Source organism: Corallococcus sicarius, from assembly GCF_003611735.1.
GTDB classification, from domain to species: domain Bacteria; phylum Myxococcota; class Myxococcia; order Myxococcales; family Myxococcaceae; genus Corallococcus; species Corallococcus sicarius.
In genome coordinates this window covers 15,629-42,539 of sequence record NZ_RAWG01000050.1, presented here as the reverse complement: position 1 = coordinate 42,539, position 26,911 = coordinate 15,629, and the positions used below count along the sequence as shown (strand labels likewise).

General features: G+C 69.7%; 23 protein-coding genes. 20 read left to right on the top strand and 3 right to left on the bottom strand.

The features are described 5' to 3' along the window. Nucleotides 1–818 (bottom strand): nucleoside triphosphate pyrophosphohydrolase (mazG, locus tag D7X12_RS10770; RefSeq protein ID WP_120625182.1); only part of this gene is annotated, 818 nt, incomplete at its 3' end. Between the two features lie 153 nt (nucleotides 819–971). On the opposite strand from mazG, the gene D7X12_RS10765 reads away from it, so the two are divergent. From D7X12_RS10765 to D7X12_RS10670, 20 genes are all read left to right on the top strand, one after another. Beyond that, complete coding sequence (locus D7X12_RS10765) at nucleotides 972–3,092, top strand: tetratricopeptide repeat protein (protein WP_341868213.1); 2,121 nt, start codon at nucleotides 972–974, stop codon at nucleotides 3,090–3,092. Nucleotides 3,093–3,095: 3 nt separating this feature from the next. Next, complete coding sequence (locus D7X12_RS10760) at nucleotides 3,096–4,214, top strand: DUF4388 domain-containing protein (RefSeq protein ID WP_120625179.1); 1,119 nt, start codon at nucleotides 3,096–3,098, stop codon at nucleotides 4,212–4,214. A gap of 96 nt (nucleotides 4,215–4,310) precedes the next feature. Beyond that, a complete protein-coding gene (locus tag D7X12_RS10755; RefSeq protein WP_120625178.1) occupies nucleotides 4,311–5,345 on the top strand; it encodes a PhoH family protein in 1,035 nt (344 codons plus the stop codon). A gap of 205 nt (nucleotides 5,346–5,550) precedes the next feature. After that, nucleotides 5,551–8,055 carry an HD family phosphohydrolase gene (locus D7X12_RS10750; RefSeq protein ID WP_120625177.1) on the top strand — a complete coding sequence of 835 codons (2,505 nt, stop codon included), beginning with the start codon at nucleotides 5,551–5,553 and terminating at the stop codon, nucleotides 8,053–8,055. Next, nucleotides 8,052–8,933 carry an rRNA maturation RNase YbeY gene (gene ybeY / locus D7X12_RS10745; protein ID WP_208718943.1) on the top strand — a complete coding sequence of 294 codons (882 nt, stop codon included), beginning with the start codon at nucleotides 8,052–8,054 and terminating at the stop codon, nucleotides 8,931–8,933. The genes D7X12_RS10750 and ybeY overlap by 4 nt, the downstream gene beginning before the upstream one ends. A gap of 104 nt (nucleotides 8,934–9,037) precedes the next feature. Beyond that, the gene (locus D7X12_RS10740; protein WP_120625176.1) at nucleotides 9,038–10,357 is read left to right on the top strand and encodes an Lnb N-terminal periplasmic domain-containing protein; all 1,320 of its coding nucleotides are present in this window, start codon (nucleotides 9,038–9,040) and stop codon (nucleotides 10,355–10,357) included. Nucleotides 10,358–10,412: 55 nt separating this feature from the next. Further along, nucleotides 10,413–11,535, top strand: a protein-coding gene (gene prfB / locus D7X12_RS10735; protein WP_244224479.1) for a peptide chain release factor 2 whose coding sequence is annotated in 2 segments (ribosomal slippage) — nucleotides 10,413–10,481 and nucleotides 10,483–11,535 — 1,122 coding nt in all. Because the reading frame shifts where the segments join, the coding sequence is not laid out codon by codon here. A 167-nt stretch (nucleotides 11,536–11,702) separates the two neighbouring features. Then, entirely contained in the window at nucleotides 11,703–12,335 is a 633-nt protein-coding gene (locus D7X12_RS10730) for an RNA polymerase sigma factor (RefSeq protein ID WP_120625175.1), read from the top strand. Further along, a complete protein-coding gene (locus tag D7X12_RS10725; RefSeq protein WP_120625174.1) occupies nucleotides 12,332–12,712 on the top strand; it encodes an anti-sigma factor family protein in 381 nt (126 codons plus the stop codon). The genes D7X12_RS10730 and D7X12_RS10725 overlap by 4 nt, the downstream gene beginning before the upstream one ends. A gap of 111 nt (nucleotides 12,713–12,823) precedes the next feature. Next, complete coding sequence (gene lysS, locus D7X12_RS10720; protein WP_120625173.1) at nucleotides 12,824–14,386, top strand: lysine--tRNA ligase; 1,563 nt, start codon at nucleotides 12,824–12,826, stop codon at nucleotides 14,384–14,386. 12 nt (nucleotides 14,387–14,398) lie between these two features. Next, nucleotides 14,399–16,777 (top strand): FtsX-like permease family protein, encoded by a 2,379-nt coding sequence (locus tag D7X12_RS10715; protein WP_120625172.1) that lies wholly within the window; start codon nucleotides 14,399–14,401, stop codon nucleotides 16,775–16,777. A gap of 2 nt (nucleotides 16,778–16,779) precedes the next feature. Further along, the gene (locus D7X12_RS10710) at nucleotides 16,780–17,454 is read left to right on the top strand and encodes an ABC transporter ATP-binding protein (protein ID WP_120625171.1); all 675 of its coding nucleotides are present in this window, start codon (nucleotides 16,780–16,782) and stop codon (nucleotides 17,452–17,454) included. Between the two features lie 76 nt (nucleotides 17,455–17,530). Continuing rightward, complete coding sequence (gene bamA, locus D7X12_RS10705; protein ID WP_208718941.1) at nucleotides 17,531–20,011, top strand: outer membrane protein assembly factor BamA; 2,481 nt, start codon at nucleotides 17,531–17,533, stop codon at nucleotides 20,009–20,011. Nucleotides 20,012–20,124: 113 nt separating this feature from the next. Further along, on the top strand, nucleotides 20,125–20,685 hold the full coding sequence (locus tag D7X12_RS10700; RefSeq protein ID WP_120625169.1) for an OmpH/Skp family outer membrane protein: 561 nt from the start codon (nucleotides 20,125–20,127) through the stop codon (nucleotides 20,683–20,685). Between the two features lie 30 nt (nucleotides 20,686–20,715). After that, entirely contained in the window at nucleotides 20,716–21,786 is a 1,071-nt protein-coding gene (gene lpxD / locus D7X12_RS10695; RefSeq protein WP_120625168.1) for a UDP-3-O-(3-hydroxymyristoyl)glucosamine N-acyltransferase, read from the top strand. Continuing rightward, complete coding sequence (fabZ, locus tag D7X12_RS10690) at nucleotides 21,786–22,253, top strand: 3-hydroxyacyl-ACP dehydratase FabZ (protein WP_120613170.1); 468 nt, start codon at nucleotides 21,786–21,788, stop codon at nucleotides 22,251–22,253. The genes lpxD and fabZ overlap by 1 nt, the downstream gene beginning before the upstream one ends. Nucleotides 22,254–22,282: 29 nt before the next feature. Continuing rightward, complete coding sequence (gene lpxA, locus D7X12_RS10685; protein ID WP_120625167.1) at nucleotides 22,283–23,059, top strand: acyl-ACP--UDP-N-acetylglucosamine O-acyltransferase; 777 nt, start codon at nucleotides 22,283–22,285, stop codon at nucleotides 23,057–23,059. 37 nt (nucleotides 23,060–23,096) lie between these two features. After that, nucleotides 23,097–23,900, top strand: coding sequence for an LpxI family protein (locus D7X12_RS10680; RefSeq protein ID WP_120625166.1), 804 nt, complete (start codon nucleotides 23,097–23,099; stop codon nucleotides 23,898–23,900). Nucleotides 23,901–23,973: 73 nt separating this feature from the next. Further along, nucleotides 23,974–24,999: an OmpA family protein gene (locus tag D7X12_RS10675; RefSeq protein ID WP_120625165.1), complete on the top strand. Its 1,026-nt coding sequence runs from the start codon at nucleotides 23,974–23,976 to the stop codon at nucleotides 24,997–24,999. 8 nt (nucleotides 25,000–25,007) lie between these two features. Continuing rightward, on the top strand, nucleotides 25,008–25,481 hold the full coding sequence (locus D7X12_RS10670) for a hypothetical protein (protein ID WP_120625164.1): 474 nt from the start codon (nucleotides 25,008–25,010) through the stop codon (nucleotides 25,479–25,481). Here D7X12_RS10670 and D7X12_RS10665 read toward each other — a convergent pair. Both D7X12_RS10665 and D7X12_RS10660 read right to left on the bottom strand, forming a co-directional pair. Then, nucleotides 25,474–26,109, bottom strand: a complete 636-nt coding sequence (locus D7X12_RS10665; RefSeq protein ID WP_120625163.1) for a MarC family protein — start codon at nucleotides 26,107–26,109, stop codon at nucleotides 25,474–25,476. The two genes, D7X12_RS10670 and D7X12_RS10665, sit on opposite strands and share 8 nt — an antisense overlap. Nucleotides 26,110–26,127: 18 nt before the next feature. Continuing rightward, a complete protein-coding gene (locus D7X12_RS10660) occupies nucleotides 26,128–26,832 on the bottom strand; it encodes a polyprenol monophosphomannose synthase (RefSeq protein ID WP_120625162.1) in 705 nt (234 codons plus the stop codon). Nucleotides 26,833–26,911 lie beyond the last annotated feature (79 nt).

Genomic DNA, 26,911 nt, shown 5'->3' with positions numbered 1-26,911 from the left:
GGCGGGGGCAGGGCCTTCTCCTCGGCCTTGGCCGCCTGCCAGTGGCGCTCCATGTGCTCCAGGGTGGCGCCGCCGAAGGGCACGTTCTCCTCGTTCAGCCGGGCCTCGATGTACTGGAACCGGGTGGTGAAGCGGCGGGTGGCCATGCGCAGCGCGTCCTCCGCCGGCGTCTTCACGAAGCGGGCGAGGTTCGCGAGCGAGAACAGGACGTCCCCCAGCTCGTGCTCGATGGCGTCCCGCCCTCCCGCCGCGATGGCCTCGTCCAGCTCGCGCAGCTCCTCGTCCAGCTTGCCGCGCACCCCGGCGAGGTCCGGCCAGTCGAACCCGATGCGGCTGGCCTTCTCGGTGAGGCGCTCGGCGCGCAGCAGGGACGGGGCGGCGGTGGGCACGCCGTCCAGCACCGAACCCGCGCGGCCCGTCTTGCGCTTGCGCTCGTCCGCCTTCAGCTTCGCCCAGTTGGAGAGCACCTGTTCGGCGCCCTTCACCTGCTCGTCGCCGAACACGTGCGGGTGCCGGCGGGTGATCTTGTCGCTGATGGCCTTGCAGACGTCCGCCATCGTGAACTCGCCCAGCTCCGCCGCCAGCTGGGCGTGGAAGACGATTTGGAAGAGCAGGTCCCCCAGCTCGTCGCACAGGGGGTGCCAGGGGCCGCCCTCGGCGACGCGGTCCATCTCGTCCAGGACCTCGAATGCCTCCTCGGTCAGGTAGGGGCGCAGCGAGCGCAGGTCCTGCTCGCGGTCCCAGGGGCAGCCGCCCTCGGCCCGCAGCCGCTGCATGATCCCCACCAGTCTTTCCAGCTCTGATCCAGGCGCCGCCATGCGTGTCGCTCCCGTGCAGTCCCCCGCCGCGCGCTCCTGTAGCACGGGGCCACGAAGAGGGAACGGGCGCACATGATTTCGTGTCGTCCGTCCTGTCGCCTATCATCCGCCCCTCGGATGCTCCGCTCGTTCCTCGGCCTGTGTTGCTGCCTCGTGCTGCTTCTCCCCGCGCGTGCCCCTGCGTTGATGCAGGACGCGCCCACGCGCATCCAGGAGACCTACCTGGAGGATCCGGAGACCGACACCGGGGACGGCTCCGCCATCCAGGATGATCCGGAGGTCGTCGACGAGGCCGAGGAGCCCGAACCGGATCCCGAGCCCCGCCGCCCCGCCGGCCGGGGCCGCGTCGTCACCCCGCCCCCCAAGCCCGTGGTGCCCTCTGCTCCGGTGGAGCCCACGCCCGTCATCGTGCCGCCGCGCCCCGGTCCTCCGCCGGTGATGGCGCCGAAGCTGGGGGACGCGGAACTGCTGGCCGTGTGGGAGCGCTGGAAGCAGGCCCGCGCGCGCAACGACAGCGCCGCCGCGCAGACCGCCCAGCAGGAACTCTTGAAGCTGCGCGAGGAGATGCTCGCCTCGGACCTGGAGCCCCTGAGCGTGGGCTTCCTGCGCGAGGCAGCGGTGCGCCGCCGCGCGGGCGACCTGTCGGGGACGCTCGCGCTCCTGGACGTGGCGGTGGCCCTGTCGCCAGGGCTGCCCGCGGCGCACTTCGCCCGGGCGGAGACGTACGTGGTGGAGGATCCGCTGAACCTCCCGCGCGCCCTGGGCGAGTGGAAGACAGCGCTCCTGACGCTGGCGAAGGACGCGCGCTACCGGCGCCCGGCGCTCGCGGACCTGGGGGCGGTGGCGCTCGCGGCCTGGGCGGCCACGGCCGTGGCGGTGGTGGCCGTGCTCTTCCTGCGCCGGATCCGCTACGCGCTGCATGACTTCCACCACCTGTTCCCCCGGGCGGTGGCGCGCTGGCAGTCGGGGCTGCTGGGGCTGCTGCTCCTGGCGCTGCCCGCGGTGCTGGGCGCGGGGCTCGTGCCGGTGCTGCTGCTGCTCTTCGCCGTGGTGGCGCTGTACGTGGGCCGCCGGGAGCGCTGGGTGGCGGCGGTGCTGCTCATGGGCCTGGGCGTGATGCCGCTCGCGGCGGGCGCGCTGGTGCGCTTCACCGTCTTCGCCGGCACGCCCGCGGAGGACGTCTACCTGCTGGAGCGCGGCGGCCTGTCCGCGGAAGCCGCGGCGGCCCGGGTGCGCGCTCGGGCGCAGGCCCGCACGGCCCGCTTCCAGGAGCTGGGGGCGCTCGCCTTCTACGAGTCCCGCCGGGGCCTGCTGGAGGAGGCGCGCGCGGACTTCAAGGCGGCCTCCGCGCTGCGCAACGGGGACGCGCGGCTGCTCACGCGCTTTGGCAACACGCTGGTGGGGCTGGGGGATCCGGAGGGCGCGCTGCCCCTCTATGCCCAGGCCTCCCAGGCGGATCCGACGATGGCCGCGCCGCACTACAACCTCGCGCAGGTGTACCGGCGCCGGGCCCGGCTGCTGCCGGATGATCAGGTGGGCAAGGAGCTGGACCGGGCCGCCACGGCCATCGCCACCGCGCAGGCGCTGGATGATTCGCTCCTGCGCCGTGAACCGCCCCCGGAGGACCGCCCCCTGCTCAACCTGCTGCTCCTGGCGCCCCCGGTGCCGGAGCGCGACTGGCTGGAGCTGGCGCAGGGCACGCAGGAGGGAGCGCGCGTGGAGGCCCAGGTGGGCCGGTGGCTCTCTCGCGCGCTGCCCCAGGGCCCCGTGGGTTGGGCGCTGACGGCGGGGCTCGCGGCCCTCCTGGCGCTGTGGGGCGAGGCCTCCCAGCGGGTGAAGGCCTCCCGCGCCTGCGACCGGTGCGGCCGGGCGGTGTGCCTGCGCTGTGACAAGGACCTGAGCGCGGGCGGCTCGCTCTGCGGCCAGTGCGTGCACGTCTACGCGCGCAAGAGCCAGGTGCCCAAGGAGGTCCGCTCGCGCAAGCAGCTCCAGGTGGAGCGCCACCAGGCCTGGACGAAGCGGGTGACGTACCTGCTGGGCGGGCTGGTGTCCGGCGCGGGCCACGTGGGCACGGGCCTGCCGGTGCGCGGGGCCGTCTACGCCTTCGTGTTCAGCTTCGCCGTGGCGGCGCTGGTGCTCCACCGCGGGCTCGTCCGCACCCCGTACGGAGACGTGCCGCTGTATCTCAAGCTCGTGCCCGCCGCGGTGGTGCTCTTCTTCGTCTACCTGCTGACGCTGCGCGGCCTGCGCCGCCACCAGAAGGGAGAGGCCTGAGCCATGTCCCTCAAGGGCACCCTCAAGGATTTCGGCATCGGCGACATCCTGCAGCTCATCGGCCAGCAGCAGAAGACGGGCACGCTCCACTTCCGCAACAAGGACCAGGAGGTGCGCGTCGGCTTCCAGGACGGCCACATCATCAAGGCCGAGGGCCTCACCCGGAAGCGCAAGGAGCTCATCGGCGCCATGCTGGTGCGCGCGGAGATCATCACCGAGACGCAGCTGGAAGCCGCGCTGGAGACGCAGAAGCGCACCCTCAAGCGGCTGGGGGACGTGCTGGTGTCCAGCCACGCCCTCACCGCCGAGCGCTTCCAGCAGATGGCCCAGCTCCAGGTGACGGAGACGCTCTACCGTCTCTTCACCTGGAAGGCGGGCACCTACGAGTTCATCCAGGAGCCGGTGGAGCCGGGCCCCGAAGGCATCACGCCGCTGCGCGCGGAGACGGTGCTGATGGAGGGCTTCCGGATGGTGGACGAGTGGCCCGTCATCCGAAAGCGCATCCACCGCGACGACATGACCTTCGAGCGCGTCAAGGCGCTGCCCGTGCCCCGGCCCCACGCCGACGACGGCGGGGAGCTGGGTGTCATCGGCCCCTCGGAGCGCCACGTCTACGAGGAGATTGCCCAGGGGCGCGACCTGCGCCGGCTGGTGGACCTCTGCTGCCTGGGCGAGTTCGAGACCTGCAAGGCGCTCTACAACCTGGTCAAGGGCGACTACGTGCGCGCCATCGACCCGGAGGGGCGCGTCCCCGTTCCTGAAGACCACGGGCTCTTCGCCCGGGTGGCGGGCCCGGTGGGCCGCGTCGTCGTCACCATGGCAGTGCTGGCGGCCCTGGCCTTCATCGTCTCCCGGTGGGTGGGAGCAGGCGGCCGGGAGGCCGGCGCGTCCATCCTGGGGGATCCCGCCGCCCAGCGTCAGATTGCGCACGCGCAGCGCGTCCGCATTGAAGCCGCGTTGGAGGTGTTCCAGTTGGAGAAGGGAACCCTGCCGGAACGGTTGGATGCATTGGTGGATGCCGGATTGTTGGCTCCCGAGGAGCTGCGATACCCCTGGCGGGAGGAGTACTATTACCGGCGGTTGGCTGCCCGGCAGTTCATCCTCCTACCGCCTGTGCGCTAGCTTGGAGTCGCAGTCGCCCAGGAGGTCCGCCGAGCATGGGTGGGAGGGCGGCGTTACGTTGAAAGCGAGCGACCACTGAACGAGGAACGACGCGCATTGCGAAATCCCGCCACGCTGGAAGTGCCCGCTGCCCGCGCAGATTCCACTCCCACCTCCGCCAAGGTCGACGTTCGTGACAACGACACGACCCAGGCCCTGTGCGGAAATCAGAACGAGAACCTCAAGCTGATGGAGCGGCGCCTCGGCGTCCGGGTGGGGCAGCGCGGTACGGAGCTGCTCCTGTCGGGCCCCGCGGACGCGGTCTCCTTCGCGGTGCGCCTCGTGGAGAACCTCGAGGAGATGATCCGCGCGGGCCGCACCGTCTACCGCGAGGACGTGGAGCAGGCCATCAAGGTCCTGGGCCGCGGCTCGGAGTCCCTCCAGGAGGTCATGCTGGGGACCGTGCTCAAGAGCACCGGCAACCGGCAGATCGCCCCCAAGAGCATCGCGCAGAAGCGCTACGTGGACGCCATCCGCGCCCACGACATCGTCTTCGGCGTGGGCCCCGCCGGCACGGGCAAGACGTACCTCGCCATGGCCATGGCCGTCTCCTTCCTCCAGGAGCGCAAGGTCAAGCGCATCATCCTGGCGCGCCCCGCCGTGGAGGCCGGTGAGAAGCTCGGCTTCCTGCCCGGCGACCTGGCGGAGAAGGTGAACCCCTACCTGCGCCCGCTCTACGACGCGCTGCACGACATGATGGCCGTGGACCGGGCCCAGCACCTGGTGGAGCAGGGCGTGGTGGAGGTGGCGCCGCTCGCGTTCATGCGCGGCCGCACCCTCAACGACGCCTTCGTCATCCTCGACGAGGCGCAGAACACCACCGTGGAGCAGATGAAGATGTTCCTCACCCGCCTGGGCTACAACAGCAAGGCGGTCATCACCGGTGACGTGACCCAGGTGGACCTGCCCACGGGCAAGGCGTCCGGCCTCAACCACGCGCGCACGGTGCTGAAGAACATCGAAGGCATCCACTTCTCGGAGTTCTCCGACGTGGACGTCGTGCGCCACCCGCTGGTGCAGGAAGTCATCCGCGCCTACGAGCGCTCGGAGAACGCCCAGAAGGGCGCCCCAGCCGGCGGTTCCCAGGAGTGACGTCTGGCTTCCGCCCCCGCTCCCAGGCTTGCGCCGGGGCGGGGGTGGAGTCGTTTTGGAGCCCACATCCCGGCTTGTCGGCCTACCCGCATTTTTCGCAGAGCGGACTGGCATCCGGGCGGCGGCTGTCCCACCCTCACGAATTTTCCCCGTCGCTGCTTCCTTGTAGGGAGCCTTGACGCCCTTCCCGGGTGAGGAGTCCCCCATGGCCGATCCTGAATCACCAGCCCCCGGGCCCAGTCCGCTGGACGCGCTCGCGGTGCGCCTGGGGCTCGGGCGTGGGGATTGGGGTCGGCGCGTCGTCCAGGGGCTCTTGCTGCTGGTGGTGTCGGTGGGCGCGGGCTTCGTCATCTCCCCGGGGCTCTACAGCCAGCAGATCCCCGCCCTCACCGAGGAGAACGTGGGCAAGCCCTTCCGGGCCAACTCGCCCGCGGGCTTCAAGGCCGCGCGTGACTACGACATCGTCCACCAGGCGATGACGGAGCAGCGCCGCCGCGAGGCCCGCAGCGCGGTGCGCCCGGTGTACGACCTCAACCCGGCGGTGGTGGGCAACCTGCGCGCGTCCGTGCGCGCCGCCTTCGCCACCGCGCGCGAGCACCTGGCCGAAGAGAAGGCGCACACCGAGGAGGTCGCGCCCGAGGACGGGCAGCTCAAGCGCCGCAAGCCGGCGCCGCTCGCGCCCGAGGCCCTGGAGCGCCAGCGCCGCGACCGCGAGGAGATGCAGGCCCAGTTCCAGGAGCAGCTCTTCGGCCAGCGCGACGCGGGCCTGGAGGGCGAGGACTTCCAGGCGGTGGTGGCCAACGGCTTCTCCGAGGAGGCCGAGTCCGCCACGCTGGTGCTGTTGGAGCGCGCCTACCGCGCGGACCGGGGCCCGGTGTACGTGGCCGGGTCGCGCGACGAGCTGGTGCGCGAGGCGCCGCAGGGCCTCACCGTGCGCGACGTGCAGCACAAGAACGAGGAGTCCCTGCCCGCGGCCGCCACCCAGGTGGTGGACATGCGCGAGGCGCACCAGGAGCTGGATCGCTTCGCCTCCGTGCCCGGCAACGTGCTGCCGGAGTCCCCCGCCGTCCAGCGCCGCGCGGTGCTGCGCATCGCCAAGCGGCTGGTGCGCCCCAGCCTGACCATCAACATCGCGGAGACGGACCTGCGCCGCCGGCTCGCGGGCGACGCGGTGAAGGACGCGGTCATCTCCATCAAGAAGGGCCAGCGCGTCATCGGCGACGGAGAGCTCGTCAACGAAACGCACCTGGTGATGCTGCGCGGGATGCGCGCGCAGACGGACCGGTTGGACCTGCTGCAGCTCCAGGTGGGCGGCACGGGGCTGGTGTCCCTGCTGGTGGTGGCCTTCTATGGCTTCTGCCGCGCGGCCTTCCGGCGCTTCCGCCCCACGCGCAAGGACGGCGTGCTGCTGGGCCTCCTGCTGGTGGGCCTGCTGGGGGTCCTCCAGGTCTGGGTGTCCATCGCGGACGCGGTGCAGGACCGCTACACGGCGCTGCCCATCGAAGCGTTCTATTACGCCTTCCCCGTGGCGGCGGGCGCGATGCTGGTGCGCTTCATCCTCACGCAGGAGCTGGCGCTGTTCTTCGCCATGGTGTTCGCGTGCCTCGCGGGCGTGATGCTGGGCAACTCGCTGGCGTTCGGCATCTACACGCTGGTGGGCTCGCTGGTGGCGGCGGACCGCATCGTGAAGGCGAAGGACCGCGTGGGCATCTTCCGCGCGGGCTTCATCACCGGCATCGCCAACCTCGTCGCCGTCCTGTTCCTGTTCCTCGTGGAGGGCAAGGGGCTGGCCGGAGACACGGTCGTCACGGCGGTGTGCGCGTTCTTCGGCACGGCGCTGGCCGTCCCCGTGATGGTGATGGCGCTGACGCCGCTCATCGAGGCCACGTTCGGCTACGCGTCGGACATCAAGCTGCTGGAGCTGGCGAACCTGAACCACCCGGCGCTCAAGGAACTCATCGTCCAGGCGCCCGGCACGTACCACCACTCCATCATCATCGGGACGCTGGTGGAGAACGCGGCGGAGACCATCGGCGCGAACCCGCTGCTGGCGCGCTCGTGCGCGTACTACCACGACATCGGCAAGGGTCGGAACCCGCTCTACTTCGGGGAGAACCAGAAGGGGGAGAACCGGCACGACGGGCTCGCGCCCGCGATGAGCGCGGTCATCATCAAGCGCCACGTGACGGAGGGCCTGGAGATGGCCCGGCAGTACCGCCTGCCCAAGCTGGTGGCGGACGCCATCCCCCAGCACCACGGCACGCGCACGGTGGGCTTCTTCTTCCACAAGGCCCTCAAGGAGCAGGAGGGCAAGGAAGGCGCGCCTCCCATCGACGAGAGCATCTACCGCTACCCGGGCCCCAAGCCGCAGTTCCGCGAGGCGGCGCTGGTGATGATCGCCGACGCGGTGGAGGCCTCCACGCGCTCCATGCCGGACCCCACCAGCGCGAAGCTCCACGCGCAGGTGCAGAAGATCATCAACATCATCTTCTCCGAGGGCCAGCTCGACGAGTGTGACTTGACGCTCAAGGACCTGAACCTCATCTCCCAGTCCTTCCTGCACACGCTGGAAGGCATCTACCACACGCGCCCGGTGTACCCGGCGGGCGCGATGGGTGGGGGCAAGTCCGGCTCGCCGTTGATGATGGCGCCCGCGCCGGTGAAGCCTGAAACGAAGGACACGAAGGTGAGAACGGCGGGCATGTCATGAGCCGCAAGGTGGAGGGCGTGAAGCTGCGCAAGGGCAAGGTCATTCCCCGCGACGACGGCAAGCGCATCGAGGAGTTCGTCGGCGCCGCCAGCACGGAGACGGAGTCCACGTCGGTGGCGCGCATGCGGGCGCCCCCGGGCTGGAGCGAACCTCCGCAGACGCCGGAGTTCGACGAGGTGGTGCTCGTCCTCACGGGCGAACTCACCATCGTGGTGGACGGCAAGCGCGAGCGCATCAGCGCGGGTGAAGTGGGGCTCGTCCCGCGCGGCAAGCGCGTCGTGTACCGCAACGACTCGCAGGGCGCGTGCGACTACTGGTCCATCTGCGCGCCCGCGTTCCGCGTGGAGCTGGCGCACATCGAGAAGCCGGAGCCGAAGCCGAAGGCGTCGGAGAACCAGGTGACGGTGCAGGTGGCGCACGGTCAGGGCGAGGACTACGAGCGCCTGCTGACCACCTGGGGCCGCGCCTACCTGAAGCAGTTGGGGCTCACCGGCTGCGAGCTGTCGCTGTCGCTCGTGGGGGACCGGGCCATCCGCCGCCTCAACCGCACCTGGCGCCAGAAGGACAAGGCCACCGACGTGCTGTCCTTCCCCGCGGGGGACCAGCCCAAGGGGACCCCGGGGCCGCGCCCCCTGGGCGACGTGGTCATCTCCATCGACACGGCGAAGCGGCAGGCGAAGGAGTACGGCCGCACGCTGGAGTCGGAGATGGGCCGCTACCTCGCGCACGGCCTGCTGCACCTGTTGGGGCACGACCACGAGAAGCCGCGTGACGCCAAGCGCATGGCGGCCCTGGAGGAGCAGCTCCTGGGCGAGCGCGGGATGGTGGCGGACTCGCTGACCATCGACTCGCGCGCCCGCCGGGCCAAGCTCATCTGAAGAGCCCACCTCCGGGCAGCCGACACCCCACCGTCCCCGCCGTTGAGTCGGGGGCCGTGCGTGATAGGTAGTTGGGGCCCGCCTTCCGTGTGTTGGATGGAACGATGCCCCGCCTGTCGTCTCTCGCATCCTTGAGCCTGCTTGGCCTCCTGCTGCTGACGTCGCCCGCGCACGCCAAGGTGCCGCCCTGGGGCACGGGCGAGAGCCGGGGCGAGGACCTGTCCATCTGGCTGGTGACCTTCAGCCCGGGCGACGACGTCTTCGCCTGGTGGGGCCACGGCTCGCTGGTGGTGGAGGACCGCGCCCGGCAGATGCAGCGGCTCTACAACTACGGGATGTACTCGTTCGACGACCAGACCGTGGTGCGCTTCGCCAAGGGCCGCCTGGAGTTCTGGGTGGGCGAGTCGAGCGTCAACGGCACCTTCCGCCTGTACAAGTCGCTGGGGCGCGACGTGCGCGTGCAGGAGCTCAACCTCACGCCGGAGCAGCGCGTGAAGGTGGCGAAGCGGCTGGCGGACAACGTGCTGCCGGAGAACCGCGAGTACCTCTACGAGCACTACAGCGACAACTGCGTGACGCGCCTGCGCGACATGATCGACTCGGCCGTGGGCGGCAAGCTGAGCGAGGCGGAGCGCGCTCCGGCGCGCATGACGCTGCGCGAGCACACGCGGCGCTACACGGCGGTGAGCCCGCCCATGAGCCTGCTGCTCGACTTCATGATGAACGACTCCATCGACAAGCCCATCACCCGCCGCGAGGAGGCCTTCCTCCCGGATGAGCTGGAGCAGCAGGTGGCGGAGCTGAAGGTGCCCGGCGCGGACGGGCAGCCGGTGTCGCTGGTGGAGCGGCAGTGGGACTACTACGTGTCACCTGACAGGCCCCGTCCGCCCGCGCAGCCGCCGGCCTTCGGCCCGTGGATTTTCGCCCTGGGCGTGCTCCTGGGCGCGGGCGCGCTGGGGCTCGCCGCGTGGGAGCGCCGGGGCAGCCGCGCGGCGCGCATCCTGCTGGGCCTGGAGAACGTGGTCGTGGGGCTGGTGCTGGGCATCCCGGGGCTCGCGCTCGTCGTCATGTGGATCGGCACGGACCACGTGGTGACCCACCACAACGAGAACCTCTTCCTCGCCAACCCGGTGACGCTGCTGGCCGTGCCGTACGGCATCCGGCTGATGTGGAACAGCGCGAAGGCCCGCGCGCGGCTCAAGTGGGTGTGGGGCTTGCTCGCGGCCACGGGCGCGCTGGGCGTGGTGCTGAAGGTGCTGCCCTGGTTCGACCAGGACAACTGGCGGCTCGTCGCGCTCATCCTGCCCATCTCCCTGGGCCTGGCCGGCGCCTCCTGGTTGGACCGGCTGCGGGCCCGCGCTCCGGCCACCGAGCGCACCGCCGGGCGCGAGCCCGAACAGGTGCCCTCGCTCAAGGCCTCCTGAAGCAACGGACGACTTTTTTCTCCAACAACCTCCCGACACGAAGGACGAAGACACCATGGCGAACGACTCGATGGAGAAGATCCACGCCCTGAAGGAGCGCCTCAACGCGCTCCGGGGGCATCTTTGACCTGGACCGCAAGCGGTCCCGCATCGCGCTGATTGAACGTGACTCCACGCAGCCCGGCTTCTGGGACGACAACACCAAGGCCCAGGGGCTGTTGAAGGAGAAGTCCACGCTGGAGGCCAGCGTGGGCGCCTTCGACAAGACGATGCGCGGGCTGGACGACGCGCAGACGCTGCTGGAGCTGGCGGCGGAGATGAACGACGAGGCGAGCGCGCAGGAAGCCGAAGGCTCGCTCACGTCGCTGGAGGCGGAGGTCGCGAAGCTGGAGCTGGCGCGGATGCTCTCCGGCCCCCAGGACCGCAGCAACTGCTTCATGGACATCAACCCGGGCGCGGGCGGCACGGACTCCATGGACTGGGCCGCCATGCTCATGCGCATGTACACGCGCTACGGCGAGACGAAGGGCTGGAAGGTCGAGATCAGCGACGCGTTGCCGGGCGAAGAGGCGGGCTTCAAGAACGTCTCGCTGCGCATCGAGGGCGAGAACGCCTACGGCTACCTCAAGGCGGAGGTGGGCGTGCACCGGCTCGTGCGCATCAGCCCCTTCGACGCCAACGCCCGCCGGCAGACGGCCTTCGCGTCCGTGGACGTGTACCCGGAGGTCGACGACAGCATCCACATCGATCTGCCGGAGAAGGACTACGAGTTGAAGTTCATCCGCGGCAGTGGCGCGGGTGGCCAGAAGGTCAACAAGACGTCGTCCACGGCGCAGCTGCGGCACCTGCCCACGGGCATCATGATCACCTGCCAGACGGAGCGCTCGCAGTCGGCCAACAAGGACATGGCCTTCCAGATTCTGCGCGGCCGCCTGTACGAGCTGGAGATGAAGAAGCGCGACGCCGAGCGCGACGCGGCCGAGGCGGCCAAGAAGGACATCTCCTTCGGCTCGCAGATCCGCAGCTACGTGCTGGCGCCGTACCGCATGGTCAAGGACCTGCGCACCGGCGTCGAGACGGGCAACGTGGACAAGGTGCTGGACGGCGACCTGGACGAGTTCGTCACCGCACAGCTTTTGGGCGTGAAGAACCCGAACCGGAACGCCGCCGCGGACTGACAGTCCTGGAACATTCCACCCCTCCACTGGGCAGCCTGCGCCGGTGGAGGGGTTTGTCATGCCCGGGAACCTTTTTCCCGGGGCGGTGTCTGGGGCCGGGTAGGGCGGCGATAGGATGGATGCGAGGGCTTTTTCCACGGAGGGAAGGCCCGCGGCCGGGAGGCACGGTGTCATCGGGCGGTGTGCTCGGAGTCGGACAGCAGGCCCTGGCCAGCGCGGCCGTCCCGGACGTGCGCCGCGAGGAGCAGGCGCTGCTCGTCCGGCTGCGTCGTGGCGACCCGGGGGCCTTCGAGGAGCTGGTGCGCGAGCACCAGGACCGCCTCTACGACTTCTGCTTCCGCATGGTGGGCGACCGCGAGGAGGCCCACGACCTGGTGCAGGAGATCTTCGTCAGCGTGCACCAGAACGTGCGCCGCTTCCGCGAGGACGCGCGGCTGTCCACCTGGCTGTTCCGCATCACGAAGAACCACTGCCTCAACCGGCTGAAGTACCTGCAACGCCGGGGGCGGGGCCGCTCGGACGAGTACGACGAGACGAGCGCCGCCGCCATCGCGGAGGGCGGGGGCGCGCCTCAGCAGCCGGACGCCGCCCTGGACGCGGCGCGCGAGCGGGCCCGGGTGCAGCGGGCCATCTCCCAACTGGAACCCGATGCGCGCATGCTGGTGGCGCTGCGCGACATCGAGGGCCTGAGCTACGACGAAATCGTGGACATCACCGAGCTGCCCGAGGGGACCGTGAAGAGCCGGCTCCACCGGGCACGTGAGAAGCTGGCGGACCTGCTGGGGCGGTTTGAACCATGAGCGGCCTGCAGCGGAGAGGAACGGACTTGGAACCGCGATTGGATCACCGCGAGGCGAGGGCGCTGTTCCTGGCGCTCGCCGACGAAGAGCTGCCGGCCCCCCAGGTCCAGGCGGTGCGAAGCCATCTGGACGGCTGCGTGGAGTGCCGCCAGGGGTGGGACCGCTACGCCAGCACCGTGCAGCGCGTGCGCACGCTGGAGCGGGAGAAGGCCCCGCCCGCGCTCGCGTCGCTGGTGGTGGCCCGCGTGCGCCGCCAGCGCCGGTTCGGCCTGAAAGGGCTGCACCTGGCCCACGCGAATCACCGCTTTCCGGTGGAAGTGCTCATTCCCCTCCTCTTGGCCGCGGCCGTGGGCGCATTTCTTTTGATGGCCTCCTGAGGCCTGTCCCCCCTCTGGGGGAGGCAATGTCCGGTGTGAACCATCCGCCGTGATGCGTTGCGTACCGGGGGCCGCTTGGCTAGCGTGCCGCGCCTTTCTGGAAAGCGCGTCATGGCCGAGACCGATAACAAGACCCCCCCTGGTGTGAAGAGCGGTGAAGCGGCGGATCTCGGCTCCAACGTGGAGCAGGAGCTCTACCAGCAGCGGTTGGACAAGGCCGGCAAGTGGCGCGCCGCGGGCTTCAACCCGTACGGCAACGGCTACCGTCCCCAGCACCAGGCGGCGGAGATCCTCGCGAAGCACGACACGCACTCCACCGAGGACCTGGAGAAGGACGCCCCCGTCTACGACGTCGCCGGCCGCATCGTGGCCATGCGCTCGTTCGGCAAGGCCGCGTTCATCAAGCTGCGCGACCGCTCCGGCGAGATTCAAGTCCACGTGAAGAAGGACGCGCTCGGGGACCTCTACGAAGTGTTCAAGCTGTGCGACCTGGGTGACTTCGTCGCCGCGCAGGGCCCGCTGTTCCGCAGCAAGACGGGCGAACTGACGCTGTCCGCCGCGAAGTTCATGCCGCTCACGAAGACGCTGCGCCCCATGCCGGAGAAGTGGCACGGCCTGACGGACGTGGAGATCCGCTACCGCCAGCGCTACCTGGACCTCATCGCCAACCCGGACGTGAAGCAGGTCTTCCTCAAGCGCAACAAGCTGGTGCGCTTCATCCGCGACTTCCTCGACGGGCGGGACTTCGTCGAGGTGGAGACGCCGATGATGCACCCGCTGGTGTCGGGCGCGGCCGCGCGGCCGTTCATCACGCACCACAACACGCTCGACGTCGACCTCTACATGCGCATCGCGCCGGAGCTCTACCTGAAGCGGCTCGTGGTGGGCGGCATGGAGCGCGTCTACGAGGTCAACCGCAACTTCCGCAACGAGGGCTTCAGCACCCGGCACAACCCCGAGTTCACGATGCTGGAGTTCTATCAGGCGTACGCCACGTACGAGGACCTGATGGACCTCACCGAGGAGATGCTCTCCGAGGCCGCCCGCCACGTCACCGGCGACTCCAAGGTGAAGTACGGCGAGTACACGGTGGACTTCGGCAAGGGCTGGAAGCGCATCCCCATGACGGAGGCCATCCGCGAGGCCGTCCCCGGCCTGTCCGACAAGGACATGGTGGACGCGGACCGGTTGCGTCACGAGCTGCTCAAGACGTCCCACGCGGACTCCGAGCGCCGCGCCGTGGAGAACATGAACCACGGTGAGCTGGTGGGCGCACTCTTCGAGCACCACGTCGAGCACACCCTGGTGCATCCCACCTTCATCACCCAATATCCCACCGCCGTCTCGCCGCTCGCCCGCCGCAACGACCAGAACCCGGAAATCACGGACCGGTTCGAGCTCTTCGTCGCGGGCCGCGAAATCGCCAACGCCTTCTCCGAGCTGAACGACCCCCTGGACCAGAAGGGCCGCTTCCAGGCCCAGCTGGACGCCAAGCAGCGGGGCCAGCAGGAGACGATGGACTACGACGAGGACTACATCCGCGCCCTCGAGCACGGCATGCCGCCCACGGCCGGTGAGGGCATCGGGATTGATCGCGTCGCCATGTTGTTCACGGACGCCGCCAGCATCCGCGACGTGATTCTTTTCCCCCTCCTCAAGCCGCTGGCGAAGTAGCCACGAGGCCTCGTGCACCCCGCCGAACGGCAGACCGACTATCGCTGGCCCCTCCTGTGGGCGGGCGCCCTCGTGGCCCTCGTGGGGGCCGCGCTCCTGGGCGTGGCCATCTCCGAATCCGAGGCGTGGGCCGAGGTGGCCGGCGCCCTGGGCCTCTCCCTCGTCGGGTGGGGGAGCCTCCTGCAGTCCTTCGACGCCGGGGCGCTCGCCCTGGGCCCCGGCCCCGCAGGGGCCGTCGCCGGCCCCAAGATGCTGGTGGCCGGGACGCTCGTCTGGCTGGCGGGGTGGGCGCTCATCGCCTCGGGCATCCGCCGCGCGCCGGTGTCCACGGAAGGTCCCAGTCCGGCCGCGGGCTCCACGCTGTACCCGCGGCTTGCGCGCTACCGTGACTTCTACTGGAGCACGCTGGGCGCCTACGGCGGCGGCATCCTGCTGGCCGAACTGGTGATGCTGCTGCTCCAGACGGTGCTCTCCAGCGGCGTGCCCTCCGACCTGGGCGTCGCGTCGAAGGAGTCCAGCGGCGGGGCCAGCCTGCCGCCCACCATCGCCTTCGCCATCGCGCTCGTCGTCGGCGCGGGCGTGGCCTTCGCGTCCGGCTTCGTGGGCGCTTCCCGGGCCCAGCGGCTGTCGCTGCCCGAGGCCACCATCGGCGTCTTCTACCTGGGCCTGCCCGTCCCCATCCTCCTGTCGCTGATGGAGCGGGTGCCGTCGCTGCAGCTCGCGCTGGGCTACCGCCTGCGGGAGGTGTCGTACGTCGCGGGGCTGCTCGGCCGGCCGGAGCTGGGGTACTGGCTCGTCTTCGCCGCGCTGGTGCTGGCGCTGGTGCTGGGCATCAACACGGGCTTCATCGCCGCGGGCAGTGGCCGGGTGGACCTGCGCCTGGGCTTCGAGCTCTTCGTGGCCCGCCGCCACGTCGCGGTGTTCCGCCCGTCGCTGCTCCTGGGCGCACTGGCGGTGCTGATGTTCGGCATCATCCCGCCGCTCATCATCTACTTCATCATCCGCGGGGCGGAGGCCGCCGTGGAGCGCACGCGCGTCAAGTCGCTGGGCCTGGCGGATCCGCTGGCCGCCGCGGCCGCGCAGCACCGGATGAAGCTGCACGAACAGTCCCCCACCATGATGATGACCGCCCTGTCGGTGGGCGGCGTGGGCGTGGGCGTGATGGCGCTCATCATCGTGCTCAGCGTGATGAGCGGCTTCGAGGCCGACCTCCAGCAGAAGATTTTGGGCACCAACGCGCACGCGGTGGTGTCCAAGTACGCGGGGGAATTGCCCGAGTACGCCAAGGTGATGGAGCAGGTGAAGCGCGTGCCCGGCGTCGTGGGCCAGACGCCCTTCATCATCAACCAGGTGATGATCGCGTCGGAGGGCAACGTCGACGGCGTCATCATCAAGGGCATCGACCCGCACACGGTGGGCACGGTGACGGACCTGCCGCAGAACATCCTGCCCGGCGGGGACCTGGGCCACCTGGAGCAGCCGGGGAAGATCCTCCCCAGCCGCGCGGTGGACGACGACGAGGACGCGCCCACGAAGACGCCGCCGGAGGAGGAGGACCCCATCATCGGCAAGGCGTCCAAGCCCGCGAAGCCCACCGTGCTGCCGGGCATCATCGTCGGCCGGGAGCTGGCCGCGTCCCTGCGTGTGGTGGTGGGGGACCGGGTGAACGTCGTGTCGCCGCTCGGCACGGAGCTGGGCCCCACGGGCCCCATCCCCAAGAGCCGCGCGTTCCGGGTGGCGGGCGTCTTCTACTCGGGCATGTACGAGTACGACTCCAAGTTCGTCTACATCCTGCTCAAGGAAGCGCAGGACTTCTTCGCCCTGAAGGGCGCCACCGGCATCGAGCTGAAGGTGGCGGACATCGACGACGCCCGGCGCATCTCCAACCAGGTGGTGCGCGTGCTGGGCGGCTACCCGTACCGCGCGCGCGACTGGGGCGAGATGAACAAGAACCTGTTCTCCGCGCTGCGCCTGGAGAAGCTGGTGATGGGCATCATCCTGTCCATCATCATCATCGTCGCCGCGGGCCTCATCGTCGCCACGGTCATCATGCTGGTGCTGGAGAAGCGGAAGGAAATCTCCGTCCTCAAGGCGCTCGGCGTCCCGGACGGTGGCATCGTGAAGATCTTCCTCGCGGAAGGGCTCCAGATTGGCGTGGCCGGGGGACTCCTGGGCCTGTTCTCCGGCCTGGCGTGGTGCCTCTTCATCGAGAAGGTCGGCATCAAGCTGGACCCGGAGGTGTATTACATCCCCGCGCTGCCGGTGCGCATCGAACCGGTGCAGACGGCACTGGCGGTGATCATCGCGGTGCTCGTCACCTACCTGGCGTCCATCTACCCGGCCCTCAAGGCGAGCAGCGTGGAACCGGTGGAAGGGTTGAAGGCGGAGTAGCCATGGCGCTGTTGTCCATCCGCAACGTCTTCAAGAGCTATTTCCTGCACGGCAAGCGCATTGACGTCCTGCGCGCCGTGTCCCTGGACATCCAGGCAGGGGAGCTCGTGTCCATGATTGGCGCGTCCGGCGCGGGCAAGAGCACCTTCCTGCACGTGCTGGGCACGCTGGACGCCCCCGCCGCCGGCGAGGTGCTCTTCGACGGCCGCTCCGTCTTCTCCATGAACGACGCGGAGATCGCCGAGTTCCGCAACCGCACCATCGGCTTCGTCTTCCAGAGCCACTACCTGTTGCCGGAGTTCACCGCCCTGGAGAACGTGGCCATGCCGGCCCTCATCCAGCGCCGGGACCGCGCCGGGGCCTACACCTACGCGCGCGAACTGCTGGAGCGCGTGGGCCTGGGCAGCCGCGTGGACCACCGCCCCGGGGAGCTGTCCGGCGGCGAGGCCCAGCGCGTGGCCCTCGCGCGGGCCCTGGTGCTCAAGCCCGCGGTGCTGCTCGCGGACGAGCCCACCGGCAACCTGGACCCTACGACGGGTGAGGGCATCCACCAGCTCCTGAGGGACGTGAACCGGGACCTGGGCATCACCGCCGTCATCGTCACGCACAATGAGACGCTTGCCCGCTCCATGCCCCGCCGACTGCGGCTGGCCGGCGGGCAGGTGTCGGAGGCCTGATGGCCGCTCGCTTTTGGATTGAGGGGCCCGCGCCCCTTCCCGTACATTGCCCCGCCTTTTCCTGGCCGGACTGCACTTGAGGCTCACCGTTCTGCGCAAGTCATTGCTCCCGCTGCTGGCGGTCGCCCTGTGGGCGCTCTGGCCCGGCCCTGCCCACGCCCAACTGGACGTGGACGCGGGCTCGCCCGCCGTCGTCCCGCCGTCTCCTTCCGCCGCCACCACCGTCGCCGCCCCAGACGCGGGCACCGAAATCGATTCGGGAGCTGCCCCGGACGCCCCCCTCGCCGCCTCGCCGGAGGATGACGCCAACGTCTCCCCCGCCGACCGCGTGGTGGAGGTCCGCGTCGAGGGCAACCGCCGCGTGGAGGCCGAGGCTGTCCGCCGCGCCCTGAAGACCAAGGTCGGTGACCCGCTCACGCGCTCCGCGGACGACCTCCGCGCCGTCTGGGCCCTGGGCTACTTCACCGACGTGCAGCTGCTCGCCCAGCGCACCGCCAAGGGCATCGCCTACGTGGTGCGCGTGGTGGAGCGCCCCACCATCCGCGCCGTGCAGCTCCAGGGCAACGAGGAGCTCAGCCAGGAGGACCTGAAGGAGCAGCTGGAGCTGCGCCCCGGCACGATCCTCGACATCGAGGCGGTGCGCGCGACGCAGAAGAAGATCCAGGAGAAGTACGTCGAAAAGGGCTACTTCCTCGCGGAGGTGACGTACCGCCTGGACCCGGTGGAGCAGGGCGCCGCGGTCAACGTCGTCTACGTCATCAACGAGCACTCGAAGGTGATGGTGAAGCAGATCAACCTCCTGGGCGCGGAGAAGGTCTCCGCCGAGGAGCTCAAGGCGGTGATGATCACCCGCGAGGGTGGCTTCCTGTCCTTCTTCACCGGCGAGGGCACGTACCGGGAAGAGGCCTTCCAGCGCGACCTCGCCGTCATCCAGATCGCCTACTACGACCGCGGCTTCATCAACGTGCGCGTGGACAAGCCCACCGTCCAGCTCTCCGCGGACAAGCGCGACATCTACATCACCCTGCACATCACCGAGGGTGAGTCGTACGACATCGGGAAGATCGACTTCGCGGGCGACCTGGAGCGTCCGCCGGAGGAGCTGGCGAAGCTGATGAAGTCGCGCCCGAAGGAGCGCTTCAACCGCAGCCAGCTCTCCACGGACATCTCCGCCATCTCCGACGTGTACTTCGACAAGGGGTACGCGTACGCCAACATCAACCCCGTTACGTCCGTCAACGCGGAGACGCGGACCGTCGACCTCACCTTCGACATCCAGAAGGGCCCGCTCGTCAACATCGAGCGGATCGACGTCGTCGGCAACAACAAGACCCGCGACAAGGTCATCCGCCGCGAGCTGCGCGTCTACGAGGGCGAGCTCTACAACGGCACCGGCGTGCGCCGCAGCCGCGAGCGCGTCACCGCCCTGGGCTTCTTCGAGACGGTGGAGATCACCCAGCACCCGGGCAGCACCGACAACGCCATCGTGTTGCAGGTGGAGGTGAAGGAGAAGGCCACCGGCACCTTCCAGGTGGGCCTGGGCTTCTCCAACGTGGAGAACTTCATCTTCACGGCGCAGGTGTCGCAGAACAACTTCCTCGGCTGGGGCCAGAGCGTGTCCGCGTCCGCCCAGATTTCGGGCCTGCGCTCGCTCGTGCAGTTGTCGTTCTACGACCCGTACTTCCTCGACACGAACTACCTCTTGTCCGCGGAGTTCTTCCGCGTCCAGGCGGACTACGAGGGCTTCATCCGCAACTCCACGGGCGGCACCGTCTCCCTGGGCCGGCAGCTCGTGGACGACGTGCTCGCCACGGTGGGCTACACGCGGGAGTACGTGGACGTGCAGGCGGGGCAGGGCATTGGCGCGGTGCTGCTCGCCAACCAGTTCCAGTCCGGCACCACCAGCGCGCTGCGCCTGTCGGTGTCCTTCGACCGGCGCGACAACCGCCTCTTCCCGTCGCGCGGCTTCATCCACTACGGCTCGGTGGAGACGGCCCCGTCCTTCCTGGGCGGCACCTTCCTCTTCAACCGCTACACCGCGTACTCGCGCCTGTACTTCCCGCTGCCCCTGGGCTTCGTCTTCAAGACGAACGCCACCATGGGCTACGTGCAGCAGCTGGACGCCAGCAAGCCGCTGCCCATCAGCGAGCTGTACTACGTGGGCGGCATCAACACGATCCGCGGCTACTACCTGCGCAGCATCAGCCCCACGCTCCTGGTGCCGCGCGCGGACAACCCGGACGCCAACGTCACCGAGTTCCGGGTGGGCGGCAACAAGCAGCTCATCTTCAACCTGGAGCTGGAGTTCCCCATCTTCGAGAAGGCCGGCCTGCGCGGCGTGCTCTTCTACGACGCGGGCAATGCCTTCGGCGCCAACGAGAAGTTCTTCGAGGACCGGCAGAACAAGCTGCCCCTCGGACTCTTCCACTCCGCGGGCTTCGGCTTCCGCTGGTTCTCGCCCATCGGGCCCCTGCGCTTCGAGTGGGGCATCCCGCTGACCAAGCGGCCTTCGGACGACCCCATCCTGTTCGAGTTCACGATCGGTAACTTCTTCTGATAGGCATTGACCCCGGCTTCCCCGGCCATCCCACCTCCTCAAGAGGTGGGAGTGAACAGGCCGGGGGGGTGGACGTCGGAGCCTGCAGCACCCTTTTCGAGGAGCCGTAACCCATGTCGCTTCGAAGCACCCTGGCGGCCACCGCCGCGATCCTGTCGCTTGCCCTCCCGGTTGCCGCTTCGGCCGCCGAACTCAAGGTGGCCTACGTCGACCTGCAGCGCGTGCTGCTGGAGGTGGACGACGGAAAGGCCGCGAAGCAGCGCCTGCAGAAGTGGCTGGAAGCCCGCCAGAAGGAGATCGACGGGGAGCAGGAGACGCTCCGCAAGGAGAAGGAGCTCCTGGACAAGCAGGCCAGCGCCATGAGCGAGGCCACGCGCACCCAGAAGGCCACCGAACTCCAGAAGAAGGTGATGGAGCTGGCGCAGAAGTACGAGCGCAGCCGCGCCGAGGCCGCCAACAAGGAGCGCCAGGAGATGGAGCCCATCATCAACCGCATCGACCAGGTCATCGCGACCATCGCGGAGCGGGACGGCCTGGGCTTCGTGCTGGACAAGCGCGACTCCGGCATCGTCTTCGCGCTGGGCCAGTACGACATCTCCAACGAGGTCGTCCGCAGCTACAACAGCGGCAAGAAGCCCGCGCCGGTGGCCAAGGACGCCCCGGTCAAGAAGTAGTCGACCCGGACACCGGACAAGGACGCCCCCGTGCCCTCCGCACCTTCCGCGCACCGGCTGGGGGACATCGCCGCCCACGTCCGGGGTGAACTCCTCGGCGACCCCGGACTGCTCGTCCACGGCCTGAACGGGCTGGAGGAAGCAGCTCCCGGGGAGGTGTCGTTCTACGGCAACCCCCGCTACCGCAAGCAGTTCGAGGCCACCCGCGCCTCGGCGGTGCTGGTGGGGATGGACGCGCAGGCCCAGGCTCGGAATGGGCTGGCGCTGGTCCGGGTGCACAACCCGCATCTGGCCTACGCGAAGCTCCTCTCCCTGTTCCACCCGGCCACCCGGCCGGAGCCCGGCATCCACGCTTCCGCCCACGTCCACCCGGAGGCCACGGTGCACCCGGAGGCGTCCGTGCGCGCCGGGGCGGTGGTGGAGAAGGGCGCGCACGTGGGGGCCCGCACGGTGCTGCACCCCGGCGCCTACGTGGGCGAGGACGCGCGCGTCGGCGACGACTGCGTGCTCTACCCCCACGCCACCGTGCGCGAGAGGTGCGTGGTGGGCTCGCGCGTCATCCTCCACGCCTCGTCGGTGGTGGGCGCGGACGGGTTCGGCTTCGCCTTCGACGCCGAAGGGGAGTCGGGGCCGGAGCACTTCAAGATTCCCCAGGTGGGCATCGTCCGCATTGAAGACGACGTGGAAGTGGGCGCCTGCACCTGCATCGATCGCGCGACGGTGGGCGAAACCGTCGTCGGGCGGGGAACGAAGCTCGACAATCTCGTGCAGATCGCCCACAACGTGCGCGTGGGTCCGCTGTCGCTCATCTGCGCGCAGGCGGGCGTGTCGGGTTCGGCGGAGGTGGGCACCGGCGTGGTGCTCGCGGGGCAGGTCGGCGTGGTGGGCCACATCCGCGTAGGAGACCTGGCCAAGGTGGGCGCGCAGTCGGGCGTGGCCCATGACGTCCCGGACGGGCAGGTCGTCAGCGGCAGTCCCGCCATCCCCCACCGCGACTGGCTGCGCGCCAGTGCCGCGTCGGGACAGCTGGCGGACCTGCTCAAGGAAGTGCGCGCCCTGCGCCGCAGGGTGGAGATGCTCGAGAAGGAGAAGGGCGGATGATGGACATCAGCGAGATCCAGAGCCTGCTGCCGCACCGCTATCCGTTCCTCCTGGTGGACCGGGTGGTGGAGATCGTGCCGGGCCAGAAGCTCACGGCTTACAAGAACGTCACCATCAACGAGCCCTTCTTCAACGGTCACTTCCCGGGCCATCCGGTGATGCCGGGCGTGTTGATTCTCGAAGCGCTCGCCCAGGCCACCGCCATCCTCGCGTACAAGACGGAGAACATGGATCCGTCGCGGCTGGTGACGTACCTGATGGGCGTGGACAACGCGCGCTTCCGCAAGCCGGTGGTGCCCGGGGACCGGCTCCAGTTGGACATCGAGGTCATCCGCCACAAGGGCGCCATCTGGAAGACGAAGGGCCTGGCGACGGTGGACGGTGTGAAGGTGGCGGAAGGGGAGTTCCTCGCCACGGTGGTGGACAAGAACAAGGCCGCCAAGGGCGACGAGAGCGCGGCGTCGTAGGCACGACGCGCTGCTGAGGAGAGAAGGACATGGCGCAGGTTCATCCCACCGCGGTCGTCTACCCGGGGGCCCGCCTCCACGACACCGTGGAGGTGGGGCCGTTCTCGGTCATCGGGCCCCACGTTGTCATCGGCGCGGGTTCGCGCATCGGGCCGCACGTCGTCATCGAGGGCCGCACGACGCTGGGGGAGCGCAACCACCTCTTCCAGTTCTGCTCGGTGGGCGCCGCGCCCCAGGATTTGAAGTACGCGGGCGAGGACACGGAGCTCATCATCGGTGACGACAACCAGATCCGTGAGTTCGTCACGGTGAACCTGGGCACCGTCAGCGGCGGAGGGGCCACGCGCCTGGGCCACCGCAACCTGCTGCTCGCCAACAGCCACATCGCGCACGACTGCGAGGTGGGCAACGAGGTGCTCCTCGCCAACGGGGCCGCGCTCGCGGGCCACGTGGTGGTGGAGGACGCGGTGAAGATCTCCGGCCTCGTCGCGGTGCACCAGTTCACCCGGCTGGGTCGCTACGCGTTCATCTCCGGCGGCTCCATGGTCACCATGGACGTGCCTCCGTACTGCACCGTGCAGGGGGACCGGGCCACGCTCGTGGGCCTCAACACCGTGGGCCTGGAGCGCGGAGGCTTCACCGAGGAGCAGATTGGCCGCGTGAAGGAGGCCTACCGCATCCTCTTCCGCTCCAAGCTGAGCCTCCAGGACGCCCTCGCGCAGCTGCGCGGGGAGCTGTCCAGCCACCCGGAAGTGGACCACCTGGTGCGCTTCGTGGAGACGAGCAAGCGCGGCGTGACGCGCTAGGCGCGCGCGCCCTCTTCACGGGACGAAAGGGGAACGGGTGGAGCGCATCGGGCTCATCGCGGGCAACGGCCAGCTTCCCTTCCTCTTCGCGCGGGCCGCCCGTGCGCGCGGCCTGGACGTCGTCGTCGCCGCGCACCGGGGGGAGACGGATCCGGCGCTCGAAGCGGAGGTGGGCCACTTCGCCTGGGTGCGCGTGGGGCAGGTGGACCGCATCCAGAAGGTCTTCCGGCAGGCAGGCGTCAGCCGGGCGGCCATGGCGGGCGGCATCGGCCGCGTGAAGGCGCTGTCGGAGGCGCGGCCGGACCTGGGCGCGGTGCGCATCATCTCGCGCCTGCGCAGCTTCCGGGACGATGCACTCCTGCGCGCGGTGGCCGCGGACTTCGAGGCGCGCGGCATCACCATCATCGCGCCCACGGACTTCCTGGGAGAGGTGCTGTGCCCGGAGGGCCACCTGGCCGGCCCCGCACTGAAGCCCGCGCAGGAGAAGGACGTCGCCCTGGGCCGCGAGGTGGCGGTGCTGCTGGGCCAGGCGGACGTGGGCCAGACGGTGGTGGTGCGCGACGGCCACGTGCTCGCGCTGGAGGCCGTGGAGGGCACCGACGAGACCATCCGCCGGGGCGCGAAGCTGGGCGGCCCGGGCGCGGTGGTGGTGAAGCGCTGCAAGCCGGAGCAGGACCTGCGCTTTGATTTGCCCGCCGTGGGCCCCCGCACGCTGGAGGTCATGGCGGAGGTGGGTGCCCGGGTGCTGGCGCTGGAGGTAGGGCGCACGGTGCTGTTGGACGCACCTGCCCTCTTCGCGGGCGCCACCGCGCGCGGCATCACGCTCGTGGGCGTGCGGTAGGGTTGGGGAATCCGTTCCCCCGGGCCGAGGTTGCCTCTCCACCTCCCCCGCGACGCCGAGGCTGACGCCGCATATGTCCGTTCGACTCCTACCTCTCGTGGCCCTGTTGAGCCTCCCGCTGCCGGCGTTCGCGGAGGCCATCCGGGTGTCCCTGGAGGGCCGCGCGGCCCTGGGAGAGGGCGTGCCCACGCTGCTCGTCCACATCGAGGAGCCCATTGCCGGCTTCGAGGTGAAGCTCAAGCGCAGTGACGGCAAGACGGTGGAGCTCAAGGGGGGCGGCAAGCCGGGCATCACCCGGCGCCTCGCCCTGGAGCAGCCGGAGGGGAAGTTCCACTACGAGGGCGAGCTGACCGTCCAGTTCCCGCAAGGGACGGAGCCCGGCAGCATGCCGCTCTCCTTCGACACGGAGCTGTACGGCCCGCTGAAGCTGGAGGTGCGCCGCGAGGACGTGGACGTGGCCGCGCGCAGGGTGCGCTTCACGCTCTCCCGGCCGGCCGCGAAGACGGAAGTCACCGTGTTGATGGACACCGGCAAGAAGGCCTTCGCGGGTGACGTGGACTTCAAGGGCGCGCCCGCGGGCACGCCGCTGGAGGTGAAGTGGCTGCCGGCGGAGGGCAAGGTGATGCGCATCAGCCTGCGCGCCTTCGACACCTCGGACTACTACACGGGCGTGGACCTCTTCCCGTGGCAGGTGGACGTGCCGCACGAGGAGGTGAGCTTCCCCTCCGGCCGCTCGGACATCCCGCCGTCGGAGAAGGGCAAGCTGGACGCCAGCTACAAGGGCGTCACGGAGGCGTTGAACAAATACGGCCGCTGGGCGTCGTTGCGCCTGTACGTGCTCGGCCACACCGACACGGTGGGGAAGACGGAGGACAACCGCGAGCTGTCGCTCAAGCGCGCGAAGAGCATCGCCGCCTGGTTCCGCCAGCGCGGCCTCAAGGTGCCGGTGTTCTACGAAGGGTTTGGAGAGCAGTCCCCGGCGGTGTCCACGCCGGATGAGACGGCGGAGGCGGCCAACCGCCGCGCCGAGTACATCATCGCGGTGGAGGACCCGTCGTTGACGAACGCGCCCTTCACCCCCCGGTGGCGAAAGCCGTGAGGTGTCACATGGTGGAGTTTCCTCGCATCCGGTTCGTGCTCGTGGTCGCGGGCCTGGGCCTGCTCGGCGCCGCCGGCTGTGTGCGCACCGTGCCGTACGCGAAGCGCATGGCGGTGGAGAGCGAGAAGTGCACGCTCATCCAGGCGCTGATGCAGCAGCCCGCGCCGTCGCAGGCCATCCAGCAGTTCGTCGCCGAGGGCAAGGAGGCGAAGGCCCCTGTCGTCGTCTACGTGCGCCATCCGGAGGAGTCCACGCTGGAGCGCTTCTTCAGCGAGGACACGGAGTGCGCGGACGCCTCGTTCAAGATCGTGCAGGAGAACGTGGTGGACGCGGTGGTGGTGTACCTGCAGGAGGTCCAGGGCGGCTACGCGTACGACGCGCAGCGCTCCAGCCCGGAACACCTCACCATGGACGGCCAGCCCCAGGGCACCGTGCGCAAGGACGGCACGGTGTGGGTCGCGGGCGCGGACGACTCTATTTGAGCAGTTCCTTCGCCCCGTCGGCGATGAACTGCACGGCGATGGCGGCGAGGATGAGGCCGGACACGCGCTCCAGGATGGCGACGCCGGACTGACGCAGCACCCGCTGCACCAGGCTGGACGCGTTGAGGATGAAGTAGCTCGCCCCGAAGGTGAGCACCACGGCGGCCACCACCGGCAGCGCGGAGAGGGCGGACGTTCCACTGCGCGCCATCAGCACCATGGCGGTGGCGATGGCGCCCGGCCCCGCCAGCAGCGGGATGGCCAGCGGGACGATGGCCACGTCCTCCTTCACCGCGCCCTCCTCCTCCTCGGTGGGACTGGTGCGCGTGGAGGAAGGACGGGCGCGCAGCATGTCCAGGGAGGTGATGAGCAGCAGGATGCCACCCGCGACGCGGAAGGCGCCCAGCGACACCGCGAACACCTGGAAGATGATGCGGCCGAAGAGGGCGAAGAACAGCATCATGCCGCACGCCACCAGACAGGCGCGCAGCGCGGTGCTGCGGATCTTCTCCTTCGAGTCCCCCGCGGTCATCGCCAGGAACAGCGGCACGACGCCAATCGGGTCCACCACGAAGAAGATGGCGGACAGCGACACGAGGAACGTGGACACCATGCTGGGCAGCGTCATGCGGTTCCCGGGGGCGCGCTAGACGGTGAAACGCAGCTTCCAGACCATGCCCAGGGCCTCGATGAAGATCTTCTTGTTCATCTTCGAGTGCCCGACGCGGCGGTCCTCGAAGACGATGGGCACCTCGCGCACGGTGAAGCCCTTGCGCAGCGTGCGGTAGGTCAGCTCAATCTGGAACGCGTACCCGGTGCTGCGCACCTCGTCCAGGTTGAGGGTCTCCAGCACGCGGCGGTGGAAGCACTTGAAGCCGCCGGTGAGGTCGCGCACGTCCACGCCCAGGATGCTGCGCGCGTACAGCGAACCGCCCCGGCTGATGATCTTCCGGCCCACGCCCCAGTTCACGGTGCCGCCGCCCGGCACGTAGCGCGAGCCCAGCACCAGGTCCGCGCCGCGCTCGGCGGTGTCCAGGAAGGTGGGCAGGTAGCGCGGGTCGTGGCTGAAGTCCGCGTCCATCTCCAGGATGTACGTGTAGCCCTCGGCGAGCGCCCAGCGGAAGGCGGCCAGGTACGCACGGCCCAGCCCCTCCTTCTTCTCGCGATGGAGCACGCGCACGCGCGGGTCCTTCGCGGCCAGTTCGTCGGCGAGCTGCCCCGTCCCGTCGGGCGAGTTGTCGTCGACGACGAGGATGTCCACGCGGGGATCGGCCGCCAGCACCGCCTGGGTGATGGGCCCGATGTTTTCCCGCTCGTTGTAGGTGGGGATGCAGACCAGCGCACGGTTCATGGCCGGGCGGACATACCCCAAACCCGGCGCAGGAACACCCAAAGCGGCGCGCCGCCGTCCGTTACCCGCTTCCCTGACT